At 58.2% G+C, this 23,635-nt stretch carries 16 protein-coding genes and 1 tRNA gene; 9 read left to right on the plus strand and 8 right to left on the minus strand.

The window, feature by feature from the left end; all coding sequences use genetic code 11:
* Positions 1 to 5: 5 nt before the first annotated feature.
* From V9K67_RS16155 to V9K67_RS16185, 7 genes are all read right to left on the minus strand, one after another.
* Entirely contained in the window at positions 6 to 812 is an 807-nt protein-coding gene (locus V9K67_RS16155) for a CheR family methyltransferase (protein WP_336724130.1), read from the minus strand.
* Between the two features lie 155 nt (positions 813 to 967).
* The gene (locus tag V9K67_RS16160; protein WP_336724132.1) at positions 968 to 4,933 is read right to left on the minus strand and encodes a response regulator; all 3,966 of its coding nucleotides are present in this window, start codon (positions 4,931 to 4,933) and stop codon (positions 968 to 970) included.
* A gap of 467 nt (positions 4,934 to 5,400) precedes the next feature.
* Entirely contained in the window at positions 5,401 to 6,327 is a 927-nt protein-coding gene (locus V9K67_RS16165) for a polysaccharide pyruvyl transferase family protein (RefSeq protein WP_336724133.1), read from the minus strand.
* Between the two features lie 17 nt (positions 6,328 to 6,344).
* The gene (locus V9K67_RS16170) at positions 6,345 to 8,129 is read right to left on the minus strand and encodes an ABC transporter ATP-binding protein (protein WP_336724135.1); all 1,785 of its coding nucleotides are present in this window, start codon (positions 8,127 to 8,129) and stop codon (positions 6,345 to 6,347) included.
* Between the two features lie 44 nt (positions 8,130 to 8,173).
* Positions 8,174 to 9,349 (minus strand): hypothetical protein, encoded by a 1,176-nt coding sequence (locus V9K67_RS16175; protein WP_336724137.1) that lies wholly within the window; start codon positions 9,347 to 9,349, stop codon positions 8,174 to 8,176.
* 114 nt (positions 9,350 to 9,463) lie between these two features.
* The gene (locus V9K67_RS16180) at positions 9,464 to 12,127 is read right to left on the minus strand and encodes a glycosyltransferase (RefSeq protein WP_336724138.1); all 2,664 of its coding nucleotides are present in this window, start codon (positions 12,125 to 12,127) and stop codon (positions 9,464 to 9,466) included.
* A gap of 295 nt (positions 12,128 to 12,422) precedes the next feature.
* Positions 12,423 to 12,495, minus strand: a tRNA-Lys gene (locus V9K67_RS16185).
* Positions 12,496 to 12,657: 162 nt separating this feature from the next.
* Between V9K67_RS16185 and V9K67_RS16190 the strand changes: the two genes are divergently transcribed.
* The 4 genes from V9K67_RS16190 to V9K67_RS16205 all read left to right on the plus strand — a co-directional run bounded on the left by V9K67_RS16190 (position 12,658) and on the right by V9K67_RS16205 (position 18,302).
* Entirely contained in the window at positions 12,658 to 13,467 is an 810-nt protein-coding gene (locus tag V9K67_RS16190; RefSeq protein ID WP_336724140.1) for an SDR family oxidoreductase, read from the plus strand.
* A 154-nt stretch (positions 13,468 to 13,621) separates the two neighbouring features.
* Positions 13,622 to 14,449, plus strand: coding sequence for an SAM hydrolase/SAM-dependent halogenase family protein (locus V9K67_RS16195; protein ID WP_336724141.1), 828 nt, complete (start codon positions 13,622 to 13,624; stop codon positions 14,447 to 14,449).
* 184 nt (positions 14,450 to 14,633) lie between these two features.
* A complete protein-coding gene (gene gcvP, locus V9K67_RS16200) occupies positions 14,634 to 17,531 on the plus strand; it encodes an aminomethyl-transferring glycine dehydrogenase (RefSeq protein ID WP_336724143.1) in 2,898 nt (965 codons plus the stop codon).
* A 435-nt stretch (positions 17,532 to 17,966) separates the two neighbouring features.
* Positions 17,967 to 18,302, plus strand: coding sequence for a hypothetical protein (locus tag V9K67_RS16205; RefSeq protein ID WP_336724144.1), 336 nt, complete (start codon positions 17,967 to 17,969; stop codon positions 18,300 to 18,302).
* Positions 18,303 to 18,607: 305 nt separating this feature from the next.
* On the opposite strand, the gene V9K67_RS16210 is transcribed toward V9K67_RS16205, so the two are convergent.
* Positions 18,608 to 18,841 (minus strand): heavy-metal-associated domain-containing protein, encoded by a 234-nt coding sequence (locus V9K67_RS16210; RefSeq protein ID WP_336724146.1) that lies wholly within the window; start codon positions 18,839 to 18,841, stop codon positions 18,608 to 18,610.
* A 140-nt stretch (positions 18,842 to 18,981) separates the two neighbouring features.
* Between V9K67_RS16210 and V9K67_RS16215 the strand changes: the two genes are divergently transcribed.
* The 5 genes from V9K67_RS16215 (at position 18,982) to V9K67_RS16235 (ending at position 23,627) form a co-directional block, all read left to right on the plus strand.
* Positions 18,982 to 20,268: a flavin monoamine oxidase family protein gene (locus V9K67_RS16215; RefSeq protein WP_336724147.1), complete on the plus strand. Its 1,287-nt coding sequence runs from the start codon at positions 18,982 to 18,984 to the stop codon at positions 20,266 to 20,268.
* A 124-nt stretch (positions 20,269 to 20,392) separates the two neighbouring features.
* Positions 20,393 to 20,977: a hypothetical protein gene (locus V9K67_RS16220; protein ID WP_336724149.1), complete on the plus strand. Its 585-nt coding sequence runs from the start codon at positions 20,393 to 20,395 to the stop codon at positions 20,975 to 20,977.
* Positions 20,978 to 21,122: 145 nt separating this feature from the next.
* Positions 21,123 to 21,572, plus strand: coding sequence for an Hsp20/alpha crystallin family protein (locus tag V9K67_RS16225; protein WP_336724151.1), 450 nt, complete (start codon positions 21,123 to 21,125; stop codon positions 21,570 to 21,572).
* A gap of 250 nt (positions 21,573 to 21,822) precedes the next feature.
* On the plus strand, positions 21,823 to 22,725 hold the full coding sequence (locus tag V9K67_RS16230; RefSeq protein WP_336724153.1) for a lytic transglycosylase domain-containing protein: 903 nt from the start codon (positions 21,823 to 21,825) through the stop codon (positions 22,723 to 22,725).
* A gap of 122 nt (positions 22,726 to 22,847) precedes the next feature.
* Positions 22,848 to 23,627: a sterol desaturase family protein gene (locus tag V9K67_RS16235; protein ID WP_336724154.1), complete on the plus strand. Its 780-nt coding sequence runs from the start codon at positions 22,848 to 22,850 to the stop codon at positions 23,625 to 23,627.
* Positions 23,628 to 23,635: the final 8 nt, after the last annotated feature.

Consider the following 23,635-nt stretch of genomic DNA (forward strand, 5'->3'; position numbering starts at 1 on the left):
ATGCGTTACTCTTTTTTCATAAAAATTTTTTCCTTCCGGTCCACCTCGCTGAATTGGGGCTTTTTGTCCGAAAACAGCAGCGACTCCTTGTTGCCCAGCGCCAGGAAACCCAGCGGGCAGAGGCTGTCGTAGAACAGGCGGATCACCCGGTTCTGCAGCCCCTGGTTGAAATAGATCAGCACATTGCGGCAGGAGATCAGCTGGAATTCGTTGAACGAGCCGTCGACCGCCAGGTTGTGGACCGAAAAAACGATATTCTGCCGCAACGACCGGTCGAACAGAACGGAGTTGTACCGGGCGATGTAATAGTCCGAAAAGGTCCGCCGCCCGCCAGCCTTCTGGTAGTTGGCCGTATAGCCCTTCATCTGCTCCAACGAGAAGATGCCGTCCTTCGCCGCCTGCAGCGACCTGCGGTTGATGTCGGTGGCATAGATCACCGAGCGGTCGAGCAGGCCTTCCTCCAGCAGCAGGATCGCCAGGGAATACACCTCCTCCCCGGTGGAGCAGCCGGCCACCCATATTTTCAGGAAGGGGTAGGTGGCCAGCCGCTTCACCAGCTTTTCCCGCAGGCTTTTATAAAACGGCGGGTCGCGGAACATTTCGGTGACGTTGACCGTAAGCTCCTGCACGAAGGATTCAAAAAAGGGCTCCTCCCGGCGCAGCCGTTCCTCCAGCTCCCCGAAGCTGCCGATTCGGCTGACCTCCATAAACCGGCTGATCCGCCGCCGGATGGAAGCTTCCGAGTAACCGGTAAAATCGTAACCATATACGGTCCGGAGAGAATAAAGCAGGGGGGCGAGGTCATTAGCCATTTTGGAAATTAGTTCATTGGTTAATTGGGATATTAGGGCTTTAGGTCGAAACGGCAATTTGCTAAGAAATATTAATTATTTCACATGTAAATATGGAGTGGTACGTATTTCCTTTAGACGGCCTTGTACTTCCCAATTCCTAATGAACCAATGAACTAATTCCCCTCCTGGCGGTTCAGCCAGATTTTCATCAGCGACAACAATTGCTCTATGTTGACGGGTTTGGTGATGTAGTCCGACATGCCGGCCTGCAGGCATTTTTCCCGGTCGCCCTTCATGGCTTTGGCCGTAAGGGCGATGATGGGCGTGCGGGCATAGCCCTCTAATTTGCGGATCTCCCGGGTGGCCTCGTAGCCGTCCATGCCCGGCATCATCACGTCCATGAGGATGAGGTCGATCCGGTCCTGCTGCTGCAGCAGTTCCAGGGCGGCCCCTCCGTTTTCGGCCGAGTAGCACCGGACGCCTTCCTGCTCCAGCACATTGGTAAGGGCGTAGATGTTGCGCATGTCGTCGTCTACCACCAGCACCTTCCGGTTTTTGAGCACCTCGCTGCTGCGGACGGGTTTGGGAGGGGCAGGCTGCTTGCTGGGGTCCTGCTCCACCCGGTGCAGGAACAGGGTGGCCTCGTCGAGCAGGCGCTCCTGCGAATCGGCGGTTTTCAGCACCACCGAGGAGGCCAGTCGGCCCAGGCGGTTCGATTCCTCCCGGCTGAGGTCCTTGCCGGTGTATACGATCACGGGGAGCCCGCGCAGGGACTCCTCCGCCTTCAGCTTTTCCAGCAGCTCCAGCCCGGTCATTTGGGGCAGGCCGAGGTCGATGATCACGCAGTCGAAAGCGTCCTGCTGCAACAGCCGGAAGGCTTCCTCGCCGGAAAAGGCCCCGACGGCCTGCACCTGCGGGTCGCCGATCAGCTCCCGGATGGCGGTGTTCTGCTGCTCGTTGTCTTCCACCACCAGCAACTTTTTCAGCTTTCGGCGGGTGGCGCCCTCGATATGCCGGAGGGAGGCCTTCAGGTCGGCTTTTGAAAGAGGCTTTGCCAACAAATCGAACAGCCCCAGGTCCGGCCCCGCGGGGGGCAGCGCCTGCACCGGTATGGTCCGGAGCTTGGGATCCTCGCGGAGCTGCTGGAGCAGGTCGGCGGCGGGCAGGCCGCCCAGGTTCCGCCCGAGCAGCAGCACGTCGGGCTGGTACTGGCGCGCCAGGGCGATGCCCCCGGCTGCAGGGCTGACAATGCCCTTGTAGCCCCGCTCGCGGGCAAGGCCGAGCAGGCGAAGGGCCGTTTCGGCTTCGTCCTCGATGAGCAGCACCACCTTGTCCTGGTTGCCGATGGCCTGGCGATCATCCGGCAGTGCGGGGGCGGGCAGGGGAGGAGAGGCAGGGTTGGGGGCGGCGGCCAGGGGCAGGTAGAGCGTAAAGGTGCTGCCTTTTCCCTCCTGGCTCTGCACCTGCAGCTCGCCGCCCAGGGCGGCGGCCAGCTCGCGGCTAATGGACAGCCCCAGGCCGGTGCCGCCGTACTTGCGCCGGGTAGAGCCGTCGGCTTGCTGGAAGGCTTCGAAAACGACCTCCAGCTTGTCTTCGGGGATGCCGATGCCCGTGTCGGTCACGGCCAGCTGCAGCACGGCACCGGCCTCCCGGAGGCGCCGGGCTTTAAAGGGTGTGCCCGCTGGGGCCGCGCTGATGTGGAGCCCTACCTGGCCGCCCTTGTCGGTAAATTTAAAGGCATTGGCCAGCAAGTTGCGCAGGATCTGTCCCAGCCGCTGGGCATCGCTGACCAGCGGGGCGGCGGGGGCGTCCAGCCGGATGGAGAACCCGATGCCTTTGTTCCGGGCTACTTCGTCAAACAGGTTGTGGAGCTCGGCTTCCAGCTGGGCCAGGGACAATTCTTCCAGGTGCAGGTCCAACCGGCCCGATTCCACCCGGGCCAGGTCGAGAATTTCGTTGATGAGGGTCAGCAGCTCGTTGCCCGAGCTGTTGATGTTGCGGGCATACTGGATCTCTTTGGGCCCCAGCGCCATGCCCCGGTTGTCGGCCAGCAGTTGCGACAGGATCAGGATGCTGTTGAGGGGGGTGCGCAGCTCGTGCGACATATTGGCCAGGAATTCCGACTTGTAGCGGCCCGTTTCCTCCAGTTTGGAAGCCTTGATCTCGATTTCCGTGTTGGCGGCCTGCAGGCTTTCTTTCTGCGTTTCCAGCAGCACCGCTTTTTCCTGCAGTTCCTCGTTGGTTTGCTGCAGCTCCTCCTGCTGGGTTCTCAGGCGGGCTTCGGAGGTTTCCAGCAGGTCGGTTTTTTCCTGCAGCTCCTCGTTGATCTGGCGCAGTTCCTCCTGCTGGCTTTCCAGCTCTTCGGTCTGGCGCTGGGTTTCTTCCAGCAGCTCTTTCAGTTGCTGGCGGCTTTGGGCGGCATGAAAGGCGATGCCGAGATTTTCGGCTGCCGTTTCCAAAAACTGCAGGTGCAGGGAGGAAAAAGGCTGGACGGCGGCGATCTCCACCACGCCCTTCAGTTGGTCCTCGAAAAAGAAGGGGCAGAGCAGCAGGTGGGTGGGGGCGGTGCTGCCGAGGCCCGACCGGATCTCCAGGTAGCCGGCGGGCAGGTTGTCTACCAGCAGGGGCTGTTGTTGCAGGGCCGCCTGGCCTACCAATCCCTCTCCCGGCAGGAAGGCGGGAGCCGCACCGGGCGGCCGGTCCAGCGCATAAGCGCCCAGCAGCTCCAGGTGGCCGTTTTCGGTCCCGTACAGGGCGCCTACCTGGGCGTTAAAGTAAGTCGTCAGCTGGGTGATGACGTCGTCGGCCAGAAGGCGGGTGTCTTTTTCCCCCCGCAGCTTGTCGTTGAGGGCCCGGTGGCCGCTCAGCAGCCAGGTGCGCCGCTCGTTTTCCTGCGACAGCTGCAGCAGGTTGTTTTTCATGTTGTTCAGCGACAGGCCCAGCTGGTCGGCCCCGCTGCGCACCGGCACCTCGGCGCTGTAGTCGCCCCGCCCGATGGTGTCGGCCGCCTGGGCGTACTGTTTACTTACCTGGATCAGCTGGCGGAACGAGCCGGCCAGCCGGCCGATCTCGTCGCGGCCGGTAACCGATAGGTCCAGGTCCACCTCGCCGCGGGTAAAGCGGTCGGCGGCTTCCTTGATCTGTCCGATCGACCGGGTGATGGCGCGGATGGTCAGGAACAGGAGGTAAATGATCAGCAGCAGCACGATGCAGGCAACGGCAATGCCGTTGCGGATAGAGGTGCGGAGGGCGGCCAGCTTGGTTTCGGCGGTGTGGCGGATAAGGTGGATGGAGTGGTCTTCCACTTCCTTAAGAATATTGAGGAACGAAAGGCCGTTGGCCCAGTAGATTTCGGGGGAAAAGCCGTAGCGGGAAAGGTTGGGATCCCTGAAGGCCGAATCCACGATGGCCAGGGTAGCGCGCACGGCCGGCGACGCCAGCTTTTCACGGACAAAACGGGCCTGCTCACCCCGGAGGTTTCCCTGGAACTTTTCGAGGTTCAGGTCCAGCTTTCCTTTCAGGGCGGCAAACTCGCCATAACTGTTGCCCTTAAAGGCGCCGGAAAGGAGGGCCTGCTTGAGCGTAGACCGCAGCTGGCCGAAGTACTCTTTGCTGTACAGCAGGAACATGTGGTTCAGCAGCAGGTTCTTCACTTCCGGGTCGAAGGAATAAAATGCCGTTTTGCTCATTTCGTCGATCTGGGGCAGGATGATAGCGGCAAACTGGGCGCGCAGGCTGTCGGGCGGCAGGTTGCGGGTATCGACGCGGCCCCGCAGCTGGCCCAGCCGGTTCAAAGAGTTCTTGAGGGCGCGCGAGCTGTTGCCGGAAGCAGCCCGCCGGTTCAGGACGTTCAGGGCTTTGTCGGTTTCCCCGCGCTGGAAAAACAGGCCGTTCTTTTCCGCCAGGTCGCCGGTGGTCAGGTAGCCGGTGGCATAACCCCGTTCCTGCTGCATCTGGTGGATGGCATTGGAGAGCTCCTCCGCCAACCGCACTTCTTCGTATACGCGTTCCAGGCGGTTCTTGGCCTTTTGCTGAAGGGTAATGCCTTCGGCGAAGAAATAAAAAAGCCCGGCCAGCGGGATCAGTGAGATCAGCAGCAGCTTGTTGCGGATGGAGATGTTTTGGATGAATGTCTTCATGGTAAAAGGCAAAGGCGGATACCTTTGGGATAGGTCAAGGGGAGGGCGTGGTGCAGCTTCAGGTTCGGCTGAACGCCACCGGTGGCGAGCAAACGGACGGAAAGGCCCGGGCCGGGGAAACTGCAGGGTTATGGTTCCTTTTCATGAGTTTCGGGAATAATGGGAATATATAAATGGAAAAATATATGTAATCGCTTAAACAAAACCGATATGCTCAGCTTTTTTTGGAGTGCTAATCAAAATTTTTAGTTGCGCTAAGGAGATCAACCCGGAAAAACTAAGTGGAATTGTAAAGGGCGGCAGGTGTTTTTGCGTAGATCGGGCGGTTGTAAAAAAAGGATCCAGGGAAAGAGCCGGCTCTTTCCCTGGATCCTTTTTTACCCGGGGCATACGCCTGGTTTACACCAGTTGCAGGCGTCGGCGTTGCTCCAGGGTGTTCGGGAGCATTTCCAATGTCCCGCTGGCGTTCATATAGCGACCGGATTTTGCCGGAGGTGCAACAGGTCGGTGACCAGGTGGTTCCGTACAGCTTCCACACGGTGGCGGGCGCGGAGGGCACAGGAGCGGGCCAGCGCCCGGGCTTCCTCCGTCAGGCAGTACGCATAGGCATTGTCTAGGAGCGCATCGTCCAGTTGGCCGGCGACGAACAGCAGGGGCCATTCGAGGGTGTGCACCTGCCGGGCAATTTTGGCGCCGCCGGCAATCGGGTCTATGGGCACCACCGGCACGCCGTTTTTCAGGGCCAGCACGGTGCCGTGCAGGCGGGTGGTCAGCACTACGTCCATGCGGGCGATGAGGGCCTCCACTTCGCCGGGTGTGCGCAGGCCGCCGGCATTCTGTTCCAGGGCGGTATCGATGGGCACGATGCTCATTTCGTGGCGGCGGGTCAGCCGGTCGATGGCCGTGTTGGCCTGTTCGTGCAGGGCCCGCTTGCCGTATTCCTTTTGCGGGTGCACCAGGATGAGGCCGGCCACGGGCACCCGGGGCGGCGGGGCGTAAAAGGTGATATCGGGGTGGGCGGCGGCGGAGCTGTCGCGTTCGTACAGCAGGGTGAAGGGGTTCCACTCGTCCAGGGACTGCAGCAGCGACAGGTTCAGCCCGGTGATGCGGGCGCCGGAAAAGCGGGCGAGAAAATCGGTCAGGGGCCAGCCGTTGCCGAAGGGGCCGCAAACGAAGAGCACGTCGGTGTAGCGGTCCGGGTCGGCTTCCTGCCACAGCAGGCTGCCGGGAAAGCTGAACTGTGGTGTCATGGCCACGTCGTAGCCGATCTGCGCTTCCTGCAGCCAGCGGCACACCAGGTCGCGGGCGATGAGGTCGCCGGCTGTCGTGCCCATATTTTCAAAGCTGAACCAGCCGGCGATCAGCACTTTTAACGGATGTTGCTTTTTTGTCATTTGTACGTTTTTTTTAATTAACGGATTCCTCCTTCCGCGAATTCTTTCTTTTTTCGTTCGAAGACTGCCAGGTTTTTGTTGGTGATCAGGTCCACCAGCCTGCCGCCCTCCAGGTGGAGAATTACGTTACAGGTAGCCAGGGTATCGAGGCGGTGGGTGATCAAAAAGGTGGTTCGTCCCTGCATCAGCCGCTCCATGGCTTCCATGATCTGGTTTTCGGTGCGGATATCCAGCGAGCTGGTAGGTTCGTCCAGGATCAGGATGGGCGCATCCTTTATAAACGCCCGGGCGATGGAGATCCGCTGGCGCTCACCGCCCGACAATTGCATGCCCCGCTGTCCCACCAGGGTGTCGTAACCCTGCCGGCTTTGGGAGATGAAGTCGTGGGCGTTGGCCAGTTTGGCGGCTTCAATGATTTCCTTTTTGCTGGCCCCGGGACGGCCGTAAGCAATATTTTCCGCGATGGAATGGGAAAAAAGTACCGGCTCCTGCAGAACCATCGCAAACTGATTGCGGTAATCTTCCAGCTTATAGTCCCGGATATCGCGGTTGTCCACGTAGATTCCTCCCGAAGAGACATCATAAAACCGGCACAGCAGGTTGATCAGGGTAGATTTTCCCGCCCCGGTGGAACCCATGATGCCCACCCGGTCGCCGGGCTGGATGCGAAAGGAAACGTTTTTCAGGATGGGCCGTGCGTTTTCATAGCTGAAGGCAACCTGGTCGAACAGGATGCCGCCCGCGGTCCGGGCCAGGGCCGTGGAGTTGGGGGCTTCTTTTACTTCCCTTTCCTTGTCCAGCAGGAAGAAAATGCGGTCCAGGCTGGTCAGGGAGGATTGGATGTCATTGACATTCTTGCTGATCTTTTCCAGGGGGGCATAGATCTGTGCCAGGTAGGCGATCACCAGGGTCAGCTCGCCCAGGGTCATCGCCCCGCTTTGCACGTAGGTGGCCCCGAAATACATGAACAGGGCCGTGCCGATGGCGAATACCAGGCCCACGCAGAAATCAAAGGTGGCGCCCAGCCAGGCCAGGCGCACCTGGCCATTTACGGCGGCTTGTGCCTGGTGGCTGAACCGCTCGGCTTCGCCGCTTTCCTGGCCGAAGGCTTTGACGAGGCGTAAGGCGCCCAGGACTTCGTTGACCACCGACATGGCCTTGCTTTCCTCTTCCTTTACCTGCTTCCAGCCCTTCCGCAGGCGGGCGGTGGACAGGCGCATCAGCCCCACCAGCGGGGGGGCCACGCACAGGGCGATGAGGGCAAACCGGGGGTTGATATAAAACAGGACCAGGACCATGGCCAGCAGGGTGATACAGGCGGAAACCAGGGCGGAAAAATTGCTGATCAAAAAGGTCCGCAGGGCGGTGGCGTCATATTGAATCCGGTATAACGAGTCGGAGGTCCCTTTATGGTCGTGGTAGGCAAGGGACAGCCGCTGGGTATGGTTGAACAGCTGTGTGCGCAGCCGCAAGACCATCCGTTCGCCGGTATAGGAACTCAGCAGCCATACCGCCAGCCCGTACAGGTTTTGCACCAGGGCGATGAGGATGACCAGGGCCGCGGACAGCAGCACCGTATTGCGGAACGAACCTTCGAAGCCGGAAGGCAGGAGGAAGGCAATAAAGCCGGGCAGGGGATGGTGGCCAAAGGCGCTGTCAATAAGGATCTTGAGGGCCAAGGGCTTCAGCAGGGCGATGGGAGTGGCCAGCAGGTTCAGTAAAAAGATCCCCGTAAGGTGCAGCCGGTAGGGGCGCGCCTGTAACAGGATTCGTTTGAGGAGGAAGGCGGTGGAATAATTCATGTGTTTGTTTCTTTTGGTCGGGCACGGGCTAAGGCACCGATAGTCTACAACCGGTTCAACAGGTCGTTGAGCACTTTGCTGCTGTCAAAGTAATCCCGGGCGATTTCCCGGGCAAAGTCCGAATGCTTTCGGGGGGCGGCCGCCACTTCTGCGATTGCCCCGACGGCGGAGGGCAGGTCGGTAAAGGCGAACAAGCCCCTGCCCGATGGAATATACCTGGACCATTGGGTTTCCTGCGTGATTACGGGCCTGCCGGCCGCCAGGTAGCAGGCCGAACGGCAGGAAAACCAGCCGCTGTTGGCTTTGACATACGTTTCTTTGGCTACCGAAAATTCCGCGGTGGAATGGGTGATGAAGCTTTTATAGGCCTGGGGGGAGGTAAGCACTTTCAGCGGGTCGGAAAGGGTCCAGCCCCAGCGGTTCAATTCCGCCTGCTGTTCCTTCGAAACTCCGGTTAGCAACAGGTGAAAATTTTCCGCGGGAAAATGTTGGGGCAGGGGTTGCACCTTTTCAAATTCTACGTCTTTTTGTCCCCATTGCTGCCCGTTGTACTGCAGCGGGGATCGTACCGACCAGTTCATCACCGAGGTGAACCGGTGATTCGGCATCGGGTGTTCATTGGCCCAGTAGCCCAGGCAGATGGGTTGCCGGGTGGGCTTCCAGTGAACGCCCAGGGTGGGGATAAGGCAGCCCTCCCGGTGCATGTGTTCACCAAAGGAAAAATGGTGGGTATACCACTCCAGCAGGGAGGCCTTCGGGGCGGGTTCCGTTCCCGGCCCGGCCGCGTGTTCGTTGCGGTATTCGACCTGGGTAAACATCGGGTCGGAATCGATCAGCGCCCTTGTGGGAATGTGCAGGTACTCTTCCCGTAAAACGGTAGCGGCGGAGACATTGATAAAAACATCGGCGGTGCGGCAGATTTCTTTGAGCTGCTCCAGCGACATTCCATAACACCGCCCGCTGCCGATATCCCGGTAGGCCCACCGGTCCGTCAGGCCGAACTCCTCCATCGTCTTTTTTAAATACTCGATGCTGTCCGAGGCGTCGTCCCAGGCCCTGCCGGCCGACTGGTAGCGGGCATATTGCTGCGTGTCTTCCAGATAATACACATCATGCCCCATCAGGTGCAGGCCCAGGGGGTATTGGATATAGTCCCAGGTGACGCCCCCGGTGGGGTACAACCCGATAAACCCGCTTACAATGATTCTTAGTTTTTTCATATCGCCTGGTTGAAGGGAACGGTACGGACCCTGCGACCACGGCAGACACGGAGGCGGTTGGTCCCCCGTGCCGCTGGGTGGTCATTCGTGCTTCTGCCTGGTTGTTCGTTCCGGTTAGTTTCGGGCCTGTTTCAGCGAAGGGTCGAGCGGGTGGGGGCCTGAAAGCGCCGGGGCGGCTTTCCACTCCATCGGTTCGGCTGCCGGCAGGTTTTGTTCTTCGGCATCGGCCGGTTGCTGGTGGATCAGCAGGGTGCGGGCGGGCCGGCCCTCCATGTTCAGTTCGCCGATGACCTGCCGGATGCCGGCCGCCAGGCGGGCCGAGCTGCGCAGGTATTCCACCGCCAGCAGCAGGGCGATGCCGGCGAAAAAGACCGTCGCCGTCCAGGCCGCTTCCGCCGCTGCCCAGGCAGTCAGGACCACCAGGCTGGTGCAGATGAAGGCGACGGCCCCGGAAGGCCGGGGGGCGACTTTTACTTTCAGGTACTGCTTGCCGCTGCCGTGCTCTTCAATGGCCAGCAGGAGCCGCGTTTGGGCAAACAGCCCGCTGCGGACCTGCAGGTCCCAGCAATCGAAGTCGCTGCCTTTGCGCACCCGGGTACGGAGGCGGACCAGCCGTTTTTCGATATCGCCCAGCCAGGTTTCGGCTTCCTTCCACTGCTCCGACCAATGGGCAGCGACGCCGGGGCGGAAGGAAAACAGGAAGCGGAAGCGGTAGCCGGCGCCCCGCTGCCGCCAAGGGGTGAGCCCGTGGTGGAGGCGGCCGTACAGGCGGGCGACGGGTTGTACCAGGTGCAGCAGGGTGATCAGCAGGTGGTACTTCCATTTTTCGCCTTCCGGCAGGGCGGGCAGGGAGGTGCGCCGGGCGGCGCTGGCGGCGGCCTGCGTTACCAGCACGGCCAGGGACGCCCCAAAGGGCAGCCACAGCCACAGCAGGGGCGCCCATAAAACGCCCAGGGAGGCCCCGAGGCCCACCAGCAGGGTGCCCAGGTACCACTCGGGCATCAGGGGCAGGGCGCTGAGCAGGCCCGTTGCCGGCTGGTAAACCGACTGGAACAGGGCCGATCCGCCGCTGCCGTAAAATATTTTCTCCTTTTTCAGCTTCAGGGGCACCGTCAGGCCGTTGCCGTAGATGCGGCCGGCCCAGCTCAGGTGTCCGAGGCCGTTGTATTTTTCGGGCCACTTGGCCTCCAGCAGGGCTTCCGCCTTGCCGTAGCCTTTTTGCTGCCGCCAGTAGGCTTTGAGGGAATTGCGGCGGTGGTGCCAGACCACGGCCGAGGGGTGAAAGCCGATGGTGTGGCCCGCCTGCTGCACTCGCCAGCACACATCCACGTCGTCGCCGGCCGCCCGGTATACCGGGTCGAAGCCGCCGATGGCTTCCAGCACCGACCGGCGGAAGGCCATGTTGCAGCCGGGGATGTGTTCGGCAATTTCATCGTTGAGCAGCACCTGCACGGGGCCGCCCGGGGCGTTGGCCACGCAGGTGGCCACGGCGCCGTCGCCCTCCGGGGCGATATTGGGTCCGCCGACGGCCTGGTGCCCGCTATGCATAAAGGCATAAGCCAGGTACCGGAGCCAGTGGGGGTCGGGGTAGGCGTCGTCGTCGATAAAGGCCACGATCTCGCCGCGGGCCTTCTGCCAGCCGGTATTGCGGGCATTGCTCAGGCCGCGGTTGGGCGTAGAAATGAGCTGGACGGGGTAGTGGCGGACAATGGCTTCGAGGTTGTCGGTGGAGCCGTCGTTGACCACGATCACTTCGTAATGGGCATAATCGAGCCGGTACAGCCCGTCGAGGGTATCCTTTATGGTGGCGGAGCCATTATAGGAACAGACCACCACGGAAATGAAGGGGAGGGGACGGGAGGAGGAAAAGGGAACGGCCTTCATGGTTTCCCGCACGGCCTGCAGGGCCGGCTTGGCTACCCGGAAGCGGTCCACCAGGCCGAAGTCCCAGTCGTGGATGTCGTGGCCGCCCCGCCACCATTCGTCGGTCCAGGCAAAGACGAACAGGCCGGCGCAGCCGCGGGAAAAGACGGTTTCGATCTGCCATTTCAGGGTTTGGGCCTGCTGTTGTTCGCCGTTGCGGCGGCTGTCCAGCCCTATTTCGGCCAGCACCAGCGGCCGGTCGCCGGCCAGGTGGTGGAGACGGGCCAGGTAGGTGCCCAGCTTTTCGGGGGTTTCCAGGTACACGTTGTAGCAGTCGAAGTCCAGGAAGCCCAGGTCGAGGTATTCGGTGGTGGGGTAGTTCACATAAGTGACCAGGGTATGCGGATCGGCTGCCTTTACCGTCTGGTACAGCTGCCGGATAAAGCCTTCCGTGCGCTTTTTGCCGTGCCAGCGCACGATCGGGGCCGGGATTTCATTGCCCACGGAAAAGCAAAGGATGGCGGGGTGCTGGCGGCAGGAAAGCACGGCTTCCCGTACCCGTTTGAGAATATCTTTTGCCCGCCCGGGCTCGTCCAGGAAGGTAATGTGCTGTTCCCAGGGCAGGCCTATCATCACCTGCAGCTGGTGTTTCTGCGCCGTGTTCAGCAGGTAGAGGGGCGGAACGGTATACGTGCGGACGCAGTTCAGGCCTTGCTGGGCCATAAGGGCGAAATCTTTTTCCACCACGGCGGGCGGGGGAAACTGGGTGCCGTTTTCCTGGGGTTGAAAGGTGCCGTAAGTGACGCCTTTGAGGTAAAACTTCTCGTTGTTGCGGAAAAGGAATTTGCCCTTTACCGTTACCCTGTTGGCGGTAACGCAAAAAAGGGGGCTGTTGGCAGAGGTGGCTTCAGTCATCAGGTTGGGTTTGGGGTGATCAACTAGGTTCCGGGCACGGATGCCGGACAAGGGGTGTTTGACTGAGGTCGGGTGTAGGTGAGGTTACACGGGGCGGATAGGGGGAACGAAGAACTAAGGGAAATAAGCAGGTAGTTTTATCCGTTCGTTCCCTCAATATTAACTAATTGTAAACTCTTATCAAAAGATTTGATGAGCTTTTTTTTAAAAATCCCGGGGAGAAGCGGAAAAGGGAGGAGGGAGGCGACCGCAAACAAAAAAGCCTCGTAAGTAGGAACTTACGAGGCTTTTGTTGTGATCCCGCTGGGACTCGAACCCAGGGCCCATACATTAAAAGTGTATTGCTCTACCAACTGAGCTACAGGATCAGTCCCGTTGTTTTGTCGTTGGGGGTGCAAATATAGGGAGCGATTTATTCCTGCCAAAAATTTTTTTCATTTTTTTTCAGGGCCTCCCTTTTTTCCCCGGCCGACACATTGTATTTTATGTAATCTCCAATTTCAATTAGGTTTGCGCCCTAATTACCGATCATGTCTGATTTTTTTAAAGATAAGGTAGTGGCAGTTACCGGTGGCAGTGAGGGAATCGGCAAGGCCCTGGTGGACCAGCTGTTAGGTCGCGGCGCAAAGGTGGCTACCTGTGCCCGTGATCACGACAGGCTGTACCAGCTGCAGGCGCAATACGCCTCGTACCCGCTGCATACCATGGTGGCCGATGTGAGCAACGAAAACGACTGCCGCCATTTTGTGGAATCGACAGTGGAAGGTTTTGGCGGCATCGATGTGCTGATCAACAACGCCGGCATCACCATGCGCTCCCTGGTGCAGGACTCCTCCGTGGACGTGCTGCAGCAGATCATGGACGTGAATTTTTACGGCAGCGTGTACTGCACCCGGCTGGCCCTTCCCAGCCTGCTGCAGCGCAGGGGCGTGGTCGCCGGTATTTCTTCCATCGCCGGTTGCCGCGGTCTGCCGGGCCGCAGCGCTTATTCGGCCTCGAAATTTGCGCTGCAGGGATGGCTGGAAGCCCTGCGCACCGAATTGCTCGACTCCGGTGTGCATGTCATGTGGATCTGCCCGGGCTTCGTGGCCACCAACATCCGCAACGTGGCCCTCGACAAGGACGCCCGGCCCAAATCCGGCAGCGTGATGGACGAAGGCCGGATGATGACCGCCGATGAATGTGCCGGACATATCCTGGGCGCGATCGAAAAAAAGAAGCGGTCCGAAGTGCTTACCTTCAAAGGCAAGCAGACCGTTTTCCTGAACAAATTCTTTCCCGCCCTGGCCGACAGGCTGGTGCACAAATTCTTTTTTAAGAACGGAAAACTTATAAAGTAAAATGTAAAATATAAAATGTAAAATATAAAATGTAAAATAAGGATAGAAGGCCCGGCGCCTCCAGTCATGATCCTTTTACATTTAATATTCTGCATTTCGCCTTTATCATTTTACATTTTGCATTCTACATTTTACATTCTACATTTCTCTCTCTATGCCCTTGGTCACGCTTACCTCTGATATTGGTCACCAGGATTACCTTGTTGGCGCCATTAAGGGCCGGATGCTGCGCATGAATCCGGATTTCCAGGTCATCGACATTACCCACAGCCTGTCGCCCTTCAACTACCCGCAGGCCGCATACCTGTGCCGCAGCGCCATCAAGAACTTTCCCGAATTCACCTACCACGTGATCCTGGTCAACCTGTTCGAGAACAAGCCCGACCAGCTGCTGGTGGCCTTCCACCGCGACCAGTACATCATCTGCGCCGATAACGGGCTGCTGAGCATGATCCTGGAAGAAAAACCCGAAATGGTGATCGGGGTGCCGCTGGAGAAGACCGCCGTCAAAAATACCCTGCACCTCACCGATGTGGCCGCCCGGGCCATTACCCAGCTGGCCAACGGCGAGCGCCTCGAAAAGATCGGCATCCCCGACGCTTCCTTTATCGAAAAGAATCCCCTGCGGCCGCTGCTGGGCGAGAACTGGATCGAAGGCCAGATCATCTTTATCGACAACTTCGAAAACGTGATCGTCAACATCACCCAGGAGCAGTTTGAGCAGCAGCGCAAAGGCCGCCGCTTCAAGATCGTGTTCAAACGCGACGAAATCATCGACCGCATCAGCGGTTCCTATGCCGACGTGCCCCAGGGCGAGAAGCTGGTGCTCTTCAACAGCGCCGGCTACATGGAGATCGCCATCAACAAGGGCAATGCCGCCGGCCTCTTCGGCCTGAAGGACTTTACGGGCAAAAATCCCCAGGTAGCCTCCATGATCCAGAACCGCCTGTTCTACCAAACGGTGAAAGTATACTTTGATTAAGGGAATGGGTTAATTGGGATATTGGGTGTGACGAACTGAACCATAAAATTTTCTCCTGGAAAGGGCCACTGCCGCATAAAAGCAAACTCGTGAACCCGTGAACTTGTGATCTCGCGATCTTGTGTTTTTATGAACAGTTCGCGGCGTAACTTTGCCGCTTTGAAAATTAACAGGAGTAAAATATATGAACCTATTTGAACATCAGGCAACGGAATTCGAGCGCCGGCATATTGGCCCCGACGAGGAGCAACTGGAGAAAATGCTGAAAGTGGTGGGTGTCGCAAGCATGGACGAGCTCATTGATAAGACCGTACCTGCTGAGATCCGCATGGACCACTCGCTGAACCTGCCCCCGGCCATGAGTGAAAACGAATACCTGCGTCATATTAAAGATGTGTCCCTGCGCAACAAGGTTTTTAGCAACTACATCGGGCAGGGGTACTACGATACCATCACCCCGCCGGTGATTCTCCGCAACATTTTTGAAAACCCGGGCTGGTACACCCAGTATACCCCTTACCAGGCCGAGATCGCACAGGGCCGCCTGGAAAGCCTGCTGAACTTCCAGACCATGGTCAGCGACCTCACCGCCCTGCCCATCGCCAACGCTTCGCTGCTGGACGAAGGCACTGCCGCCGCCGAAGCCATGACCCTGTTCTTCAACCTGCTGAACCGGACCGGTTCCGTTACCCGTCCCAAATTTTTCGTAGACAACGAAACCTTTCCCCAGACCCGCGACGTGGTGCTGACCCGCGCCGTGCCCGTAGGCATCGAAGTGGTGTTTGGCGACTACCAGCGGACGGAGCTGGACGAAACCTATTTCGGCGCCCTGGTGCAATACCCCAACGATAAAGGATCCATCGAGGACTACCGCAACTTTATTTCCCAGGTTCATGCCGCCGGCGCCTACGTGGCTATGGCCACCGACCTGCTGGCGCTGACCCTGCTGACGCCCCCGGGCGAGCTGGGCGCCGACGTGGCCTTCGGCTCGTCGCAGCGCTTTGGTGTACCGCTGGGCTATGGCGGCCCCCACGCCGCTTTCTTTGCCACCAAGGACGAGTTCAAACGCAGCATGCCCGGCCGCATCATCGGCATCAGCGTGGACGCCCAGGGCAACCGTGCCCTCCGCATGGCCCTGCAAACCCGCGAACAGCACATCAAACGCGAAAAAGCCACTTCCAATATTTGTACGGCCCAGGCGCTCCTGGCCAATATGGCCGCCATGTATGCCGTGTTCCACGGTCCCGATGGCCTCATCAAGATCGCCAAGCGGGTGGCCATGTTCACCCAGACGCTGGCCGAAGCCCTCGAAAGCCTGGGCTTTGAGCTGCTCAGCCGCAACTTCTTCGACACGGTGGTGGTGAAGGTGTACGATATCGACCTGTTCCGCAGCAAGGCCGAGCGCCAGCGCCTGAACTTCCGCTACTACGACAACCAGCATATCGGCATTTCGCTCAACGAAACCACCCTGGCCTCCGACCTGTTCGACATCATCAACAGCTTTGGCAACGACGTGGACCCCGTAGCCTTCAAGATCGAGCACGATTCCTCGCTGCAGCACATTCCTTCTTCGCTTACCCGGACGTCGCCCTTCCTGCAGCACCCGGTCTTCAACAGCCACCACAGCGAAACCAAGATGATGCGCTACATCAGCATGCTGGAAAAGCGGGACCTTTCCCTGAACTACAGCATGATTGCACTGGGAAGCTGTACCATGAAGCTGAATGCCGCCTCCGAAATGATTCCCCTGAGCTGGGCCCACTGGAGCAAGATCCATCCCTTCGCCCCCAAAGAGCAGGCGCAGGGATACCTGTTTATGGTGGACGAGCTGAGCAAATATTTGTGTGAGATCACTGCCTTCGATGCCTGCAGCCTGCAGCCCAACAGCGGCGCCCAGGGCGAATACGCCGGCCTGATGGCCATCCGCAACTTCCACGAAGCGAACGGCGAGGCCCACCGCGACGTGATGCTGATCCCCATCTCGGCCCATGGCACTAACCCCGCTTCGGCCGTCATGGCCGGGATGAAGGTGGTGGTGGTGAAAGCCCTGGAAAACGGCTATATCGATGTGGCCGACCTTAAACAAAAAGCGCAGCAGCACGCTGCTAGCCTGGCCGGCATCATGATCACGTATCCCAGCACCTACGGGGTGTACGAGGAAACGGTGAAGGAGATTACCCAGGTCGTGCACCAGCACGGCGGCCAGGTGTATATGGACGGCGCCAACATGAACGCCCAGGTGGGTCTGACCGCCCCGGGCCTGATCGGTGCCGACGTATGCCACCTGAACCTGCACAAGACCTTTGCCATCCCCCACGGCGGCGGCGGTCCCGGCATGGGCCCCATTTGCGTGAAGAGCCACCTGGCGCCCCACCTGCCCGGCCACGTAGCGCTGAAAAACGGTAATGCCGGCCAGATGCAGGCCGTACACGACCACGATGCGGCCAATGCGGTGTCGGCGGCTCCTTACGGCTCGGCCTCGATCCTGCTCATCAGCTATGCGTACATCCGCATGCTGGGCGGCGAAGGGGTGCGGAAAGCAACCGAGTACGCCATCCTGAACGCCAATTACATGCGCAGCCGCCTGAAGGACCATTTCGACATTTTGTACACCAACCACAACGGCGAATGCGCCCACGAGTTCATCGTCGACCTGCGGCCGTTCAAGAAGAGCGCCGACATCGAAGCGGAGGATGTGGCCAAGCGCCTGATGGACTATGGCTTCCACGCACCTACGCTGAGCTTCCCGGTTCCGGGCACCATCATGATCGAGCCCACGGAAAGCGAGGATATGGAGGAGCTGGACCGCTTCTGCAACGCGATGCTGAGCATCCGCCGCGAGATCGCCCTGATCGAGGAAGGAGAGCTGGACAAAAAGGACAACCCGTTGAAAAATGCGCCCCATACCCAGCTGATGGTTTGCAGCGACGACTGGAGCAGGCCGTACAGCCGTGAAATTGCCGCCTTCCCGCTGGAGTACATACGGCTCAACAAGTTCTGGCCGTCGGTAGCAAGAGTGAACAACACGTATGGCGACCGCAACCTGCAATGCACCTGCGAGCCGGTAAGCGCCTACGCCTGATGCCCTAAAGAACCGGCAACAATTCTGGACCACAACAGTGCGGAAGCGGGGATTTTTTGCCCGGTTGCACGGCTTCAAAATAAAAAGAGCCCCATTCTCCGGGGCTCTTTTTATGCCCTAAAAGGGCCGGTGGTGGCAGGAAACTACGCGATCCGGTGCGTAATTTTTACCGGAACGCGGCTTTGGCCTCATTTTTAGGTCTTATCTGCCGTTGGGTTGGTCTTCGGCAGGCTTGAGGGTCAACGGCTTTCAAAAAGCAACGTATTCAAGGACAGACTTTTAAGGATGGGTTTTTTGTGTTACTTGTTTAATTCAGCCGAGAAAGTATGTAAATTACGTTAAACAAAATATAGTAGAAGTACGCGTTATTTTTAGTAGAAACCCTGTTTTCATCCTGCCGGTCACCTTGTAATTTAGTGCTCAAACTCTATTTGTATGATTGCAAAACCTAAGGAACAGAACATTGACCTTTGGGAGGCGTGGATCGACCTGTTGTGCCCCGGGTCCAAGGCCGGCACCTTGTATGTGATCGGGGACGTGCTCATGAGCAGCGATCTGGTACAGCCTTATTTCATCAAGCGGCAGTCGCCCATGGACATCCCGGGCGTATTGGTGCTGGAGATTGTTTCCAACAAGATCTATGATGAGGCCTATGTGACGGAGATCATGTATGCCGAAGAGCTGGATGACATGGAACAATACAATGTAATTAAAATATATGCAGGAGACGAACTGGTAAAGACGATCGACGATATTGAAAGACTGTATTAAATGCTTTATTACCCCGGGTTGTCCGGAACTCCGTTCCAATAGCTTTTCTGCAAGGGATCTTTAACAGATTGCCGTTAGCGGCATTTTTTCCAACCGAAACAGTGCGTTCATTGCCTCCGGTTGCAAGACATTGCTTATTTCCTTCCCCTGTTCCTTTCCTTACACCTTCCTTCTCCCCATACAAAAAGCATCAAGCTGCTCGCCATAAGTAATGAGTGATGCGTAAATGAGTTTTTCTCCGTATACTCCAACCTCCCCGGGGTACACTACCCATTCTTGCCTATTGCCTCTTTCTGCGCCTTTCTTCACGGGTGGGGCGAACGGGAAAATTCCGCTTCAAACCCGGCTTCCCGCACCATATGCCGCACCTCTTCGGCGCTGAGCCGGTTGGTTTCAATTTCCAGTGTATGATCCGGGTCGTTCATGTTCACATGCCAGTGCTCAATGGTGTGGTCCTTTTCCAGTTGATCCAGCTGGGGTTTTATCTGGGTCACGCATCCCAGGCAATTGATATTCGTTTTGAAATGGTAAGTACTCATGGATAAAAATTTTTAAGGATAACTCCCTCATTTTTCCACCAATCCTGGGCCAAAACGAACGTTTACGCGCTTTCGGATTTTTGCGTTTACGAGTTCGGTTCAGGGTTTGTTTCCGTTAGGATTTAGTTTACCTTATTGATATGGAAGAATATGACGTAATCGTGATCGGGGCGGGGGCTGCCGGGCTGGCAGCTGCGGTGGAATTGTCGAAGGCGGGCCGGCGGGTGCTGGTGCTGGAAGCCCGCGACCGCCTGGGCGGAAGGATCCATACCATCAGCGATCCCCGCTTCCAATTGCCGGTGGAAGCCGGGGCCGAATTTGTCCACGGGCGCCTGCCCCTGACGCTGGAGCTGCTCCAAAAGTACCACCTGGAATATGCATCGGTGGAAGGAAAAATGTGGCACATCAAAAATGGCGCACCCCGGAAAGAGGGCGACTTCATCCCGGACTGGGACCTGCTGCTGGAACGCCTGCGCCAATTGCAGGCGGATATGCCCATTGCCGCCTTCCTGGAGCAATCCTTTCCCGGCGACCGGCACAGCGAGCTGCGCCAGTCGGTCCTGCGCTTCGTCCAGGGCTACGATGCCGCCGATGCCCGCAGGGCCAGCGCCTTTGCCCTGCGCCGGGAGTGGGAGCAGGACGACGAGGAGCACCAGTACCGCCTGGCGGCCGGCTACGGCCGGTTGATGGAGTGCCTGGCAAATGAACTGACCGCCGCCGGGGGGCGGATCCTGCTCTCCAGCCCCGTACAGCAGGTAGCCTGGAGCAGCGGTAAGGCCGAAGCCGTCACGCTTTCCGGCCCACGGTTCACCGCACCCCAACTACTGGTGACCGTCCCCCTGGGCCTTTGGCAGGCCGAAGGCGGCCCGGGTGTGTTGTCCTTTTCCCCCGATCTTCCGCAGAAGCGGGAAGCGGCCCGGCAGATGGGCTACGGCCCGGTGATCAAAGTGGTCCTGCAGTGCACCCATAACTTCTGGGAGCAGGACGTGCCGCACCCCCTGAACGATGCGGGCTTTATTTTTTCCGAAGCCCTGGTGCCCACCTGGTGGACGCAACTGCCCCGGAAGGCGGCCGTGCTGACCGGCTGGCTGGCCGGTCCCAAAGCGGATGAGCTAATAGCCGAAACCGAAGAGGCCCTTTTCGACAAAAGCCTCGAATCGCTGGCGGCGATCCTGTCGCTGAACAAGGAAGCCGTCCGCAGCTACATCACGGCCTGGCGCATCCACAACTGGGGCGCCGACCCCTTTTCCCGGGGCGCCTATTCCTATGCCACCCTCCAAACCGCCACGGCCCGCCAGGTGCTGGAAGAACCCCTGGCCGCCACCCTCTATTTTGCCGGCGAAGCCCTCTACGACGGCCCCGAAACCGGCACCGTCGAAGGCGCGATTGCCAGCGGCATTTCTGCCGCCAGAGGCATGCTACTTTGAGTTTACGAGTTTACGGGTTTACAAGTTTACGAGTTGCTTGCGCCCGAATGGAACTCGTAAACTTGTAAACTCGTAAACTTCTCTCTCCGGCATAGTATTCGGAGGGGTTAAGAAAACAGATGTCATGGCGAGAGAAAATAATCCCAGCAGGGGAAATGAAAGAGACCTGACCACGAACCGTACGGAGCAGCAATCCTCGGTTCCCAACGACCTGCCCGATTCCCCCCGCGACGAGGAGCGTTTGCGGCCCGAGGAAACCATCATCAACCTGCCCGACGTGTCGGATATACCCGGACAGGAATTTGTCCGCGGCCGCACCATGGGCGAGATGGCCGATACCACCATCTCCTCGGAGGATGAGGAGGGCGACCGCGTGTTTGGGGACGAGCGCGACGAAGGGGAAGTGGAATACGTGATGGGCACCGAAGGCGATGTGGGTGCCAGCGAAAGGAAGGCGCTGGAAGATGACGAGTTCCTGCCCACCCGCGATGAGCACCAGCTGCGCGATGCCGGCATGGACAACGTGGACTTCCAGGGTGAGGCCCTCAACGAACGCGGCTTCGGCGACGAACGTACCGGCGGCGACCTGGACGTGCCCCAGACAGAAGATGACGACCGCATGGAAAACATAGGGGAGGAGGATGAGGAAAACAATGCCTACAGTCTCGGCAGCGATGACAATGATAATTTTACAGAAGGCACGCCCTGATGTTTGTCAAACCGGCAGAAAATGCTGCAAAGATTTCAGGAGAGAGCGGGTGGCACCGATGTTGATTTTAGGAGGGCGAACGAAACATCTGACTTGTTTCCATGTTCTAAAAACCATTTTAAAACATTCAAATCAGGAGGTGTTTATGGCAATCGTAAAACGAAACAGCAACTATCCCGCTCTTCCTTCTTTCATGAACGATTTCTGGGCAAAGGATCTCTGGAACTGGGGCCAGGAAAACCATTCCGCTACCAACACGACCATCCCGGCCGTGAACCTGAAGGAAACAGCCGATAACTTCGAAGTGGAAGTGGCGGCCCCCGGCATGAAAAAGGAAGACTTTAAAATTGAGCTGAACAACAACATGCTGACCATCCGCAGTGAAAAGGAAGACCAGCACGAACAGAAAGAGGGGGAACGCTATTCCCGTCGCGAATTCAGCTACCAGTCCTTCCAGCGTGTCTTCCAGTTGCCGGTAGAGGTAGTGGACGCGGAGCGGATCACTGCCCGCTACGAAAACGGCCTGCTGCAGCTGCTGATCCCGAAAAGGGACCATGCCCGGCAGAAGCCTCCCCGGACCATCGAAATTGCTTAAAGCAGAAGCGGACGTACGTCCGCTTTTTTGTTAAAATTTCCCGGCAGCCTGCCGCGATCTTTCTGCTGCAAGTTTCCCTAACAGAATCAAAAGCGGGCACTTCCGTTAATTCGGAAGGGACCCACCTTTTTCTAGGTGCCTCAGGGCACCTTTTTTGAGCCTTCTTCCTTAGGAAAATTTTTGAAACTTTTGGCCGCCGATTGAATAACTTGTAGTGCTTGGCCTGGTTCATCACCCTAAACCTCCATTTATGAAACTATATATTGATCGCCTGGTACCCTTTTTTGCCGGTGTCATCCTTATCATTTTATTAGCCGGGCAACTGGCATTTAAGAACGAAGAGAAACAGGCACTCCCGTCCCACCAATGGCAGGCACCGCCTATGCCCGAAAACCTGTCGTTTGCCGGCGAAGCCGTGCCGCTGGACCGCTGGGATGTGCGCGAGCGCATGGACCGCGAGCTGATGTACAACTATTACGGCCAGGCCAACATTTTATTTTTACTCAAGCTGTCGAACCGGTATTTCCCTGCCATCTCCGAGCGGCTGAAAGCCAACGGGGTGCCGGACGATTTCAAATACCTGTGCGTGGCGGAAAGCAACCTGCTGGCGACGGCCCTGTCGCGCTCCGGCGCCGTCAGCTTCTGGCAATTCCTGGATGCCACCGCCCCCGAGTACCGGCTGACGGTCAACAGCGAGGTGGACGAACGCTACCACCTGGAGCGGGCTACCGATGCCGCCTGCCTCTATTTTAAAAAGGCCTACCAAAAGTTCGGCTCCTGGACGGCTGCCGCCGCTTCCTACAACTGCGGCATGGGCGGCTATAACGGACAGGCAACCGCCCAGCAAACCTCCAACTACTACGACCTGCAGCTGCCCGAAGAAACCAACCGCTATATTTTCCGTATCCTGGCATTCAAGCAATTGCTGTCAAATGCCGAAGCTTATGGCTATAAGCTGGAGGATAAAGAAAAATACGCCGCCGTGCCCTACCGCAGCCTGATCGTCGACAGTTCCATCGGCAACCTGGTGCAATTCGCCCTCAGCCAGGGCACCTCCTACAAAATGCTGCGCCAGATGAACCCCTGGCTCCGCGGCCGCACGCTGACGGTGGCCAAAGGAAAAACGTTTGAGGTGCGGCTGCCGGAGAAATAAGTTTACCAGTTCACAAGTTCACGCGTTCGGGCTTCCCGTTGATGGGTATGTTTTTTGGTTTTATTCGATCAAACGAACCCGTGAACTTTTGAACTTGTAAACTCGTGAACTAAATAAGTAACATGATCCTTCCTGATATTTCCTCTCCCCTCTGGTTTTTGTTGACCGTTGCCGTGTTTTTCGCGGTGGTCATTGGCCGATATTTGCTGATTGCGGGTTTGTTTCATGGTATTTTTTACCTCTGGTTCCCGCAGCGCTGGCAGCAGCGGAAGATTGGGCGGAAGGGGTATAAGGAGGGGCAGTTTCGAAAGGAAGTGGGCTGGAGCACGCTGACCGCTTTGCTGTTTGCCGTGGCCGGCGCCCTGACACTGCTGTTGTGGCAAAAAGGATACACGAAGGTATACCTGCAGGCGGACGATTACCCACTCTGGTGGCTGCCGGTCAGCCTGGTGGTCTCCCTGCTGCTCCACGAAACGTTCTACTACTGGCTGCACCGCTGGATGCACCATCCGAGGGTGTTTCGCCGGGTACACAAAGTGCACCACGACAGCCACATCACCTCGCCCTGGACGGCCTTTTCCTTTCATCCGCTGGAGGGGCTGCTGCAGGCCGTGTACCTGCCCTTGCTGCTGCTGGTGCTGCCGGTGCACCTGTATGTATTGCTGGCGCAACTGACCATTATGACCTTCAGCTCGGTAATTAACCACCTCGATATCGAAATTTATCCCAAGGGCTTTCACCGCCACTTCCTGGGAAGATGGCTCATCGGTGCCACCCACCATTCGCTGCACCACAAACAGTTCAAGTACAATTACGGGCTGTATTTCACCTTTTGGGACAAATGGAAAAAAACCGAAAGCCCCCAGTATGAACAATTGTTCGAAGAAAAAACGAAGCGATAAAACTCTTT

Source organism: Huijunlia imazamoxiresistens, assembly GCF_037132455.1.
In the GTDB taxonomy this organism is placed as follows: domain Bacteria; phylum Bacteroidota; class Bacteroidia; order Chitinophagales; family Chitinophagaceae; genus Flavisolibacter; species Flavisolibacter imazamoxiresistens.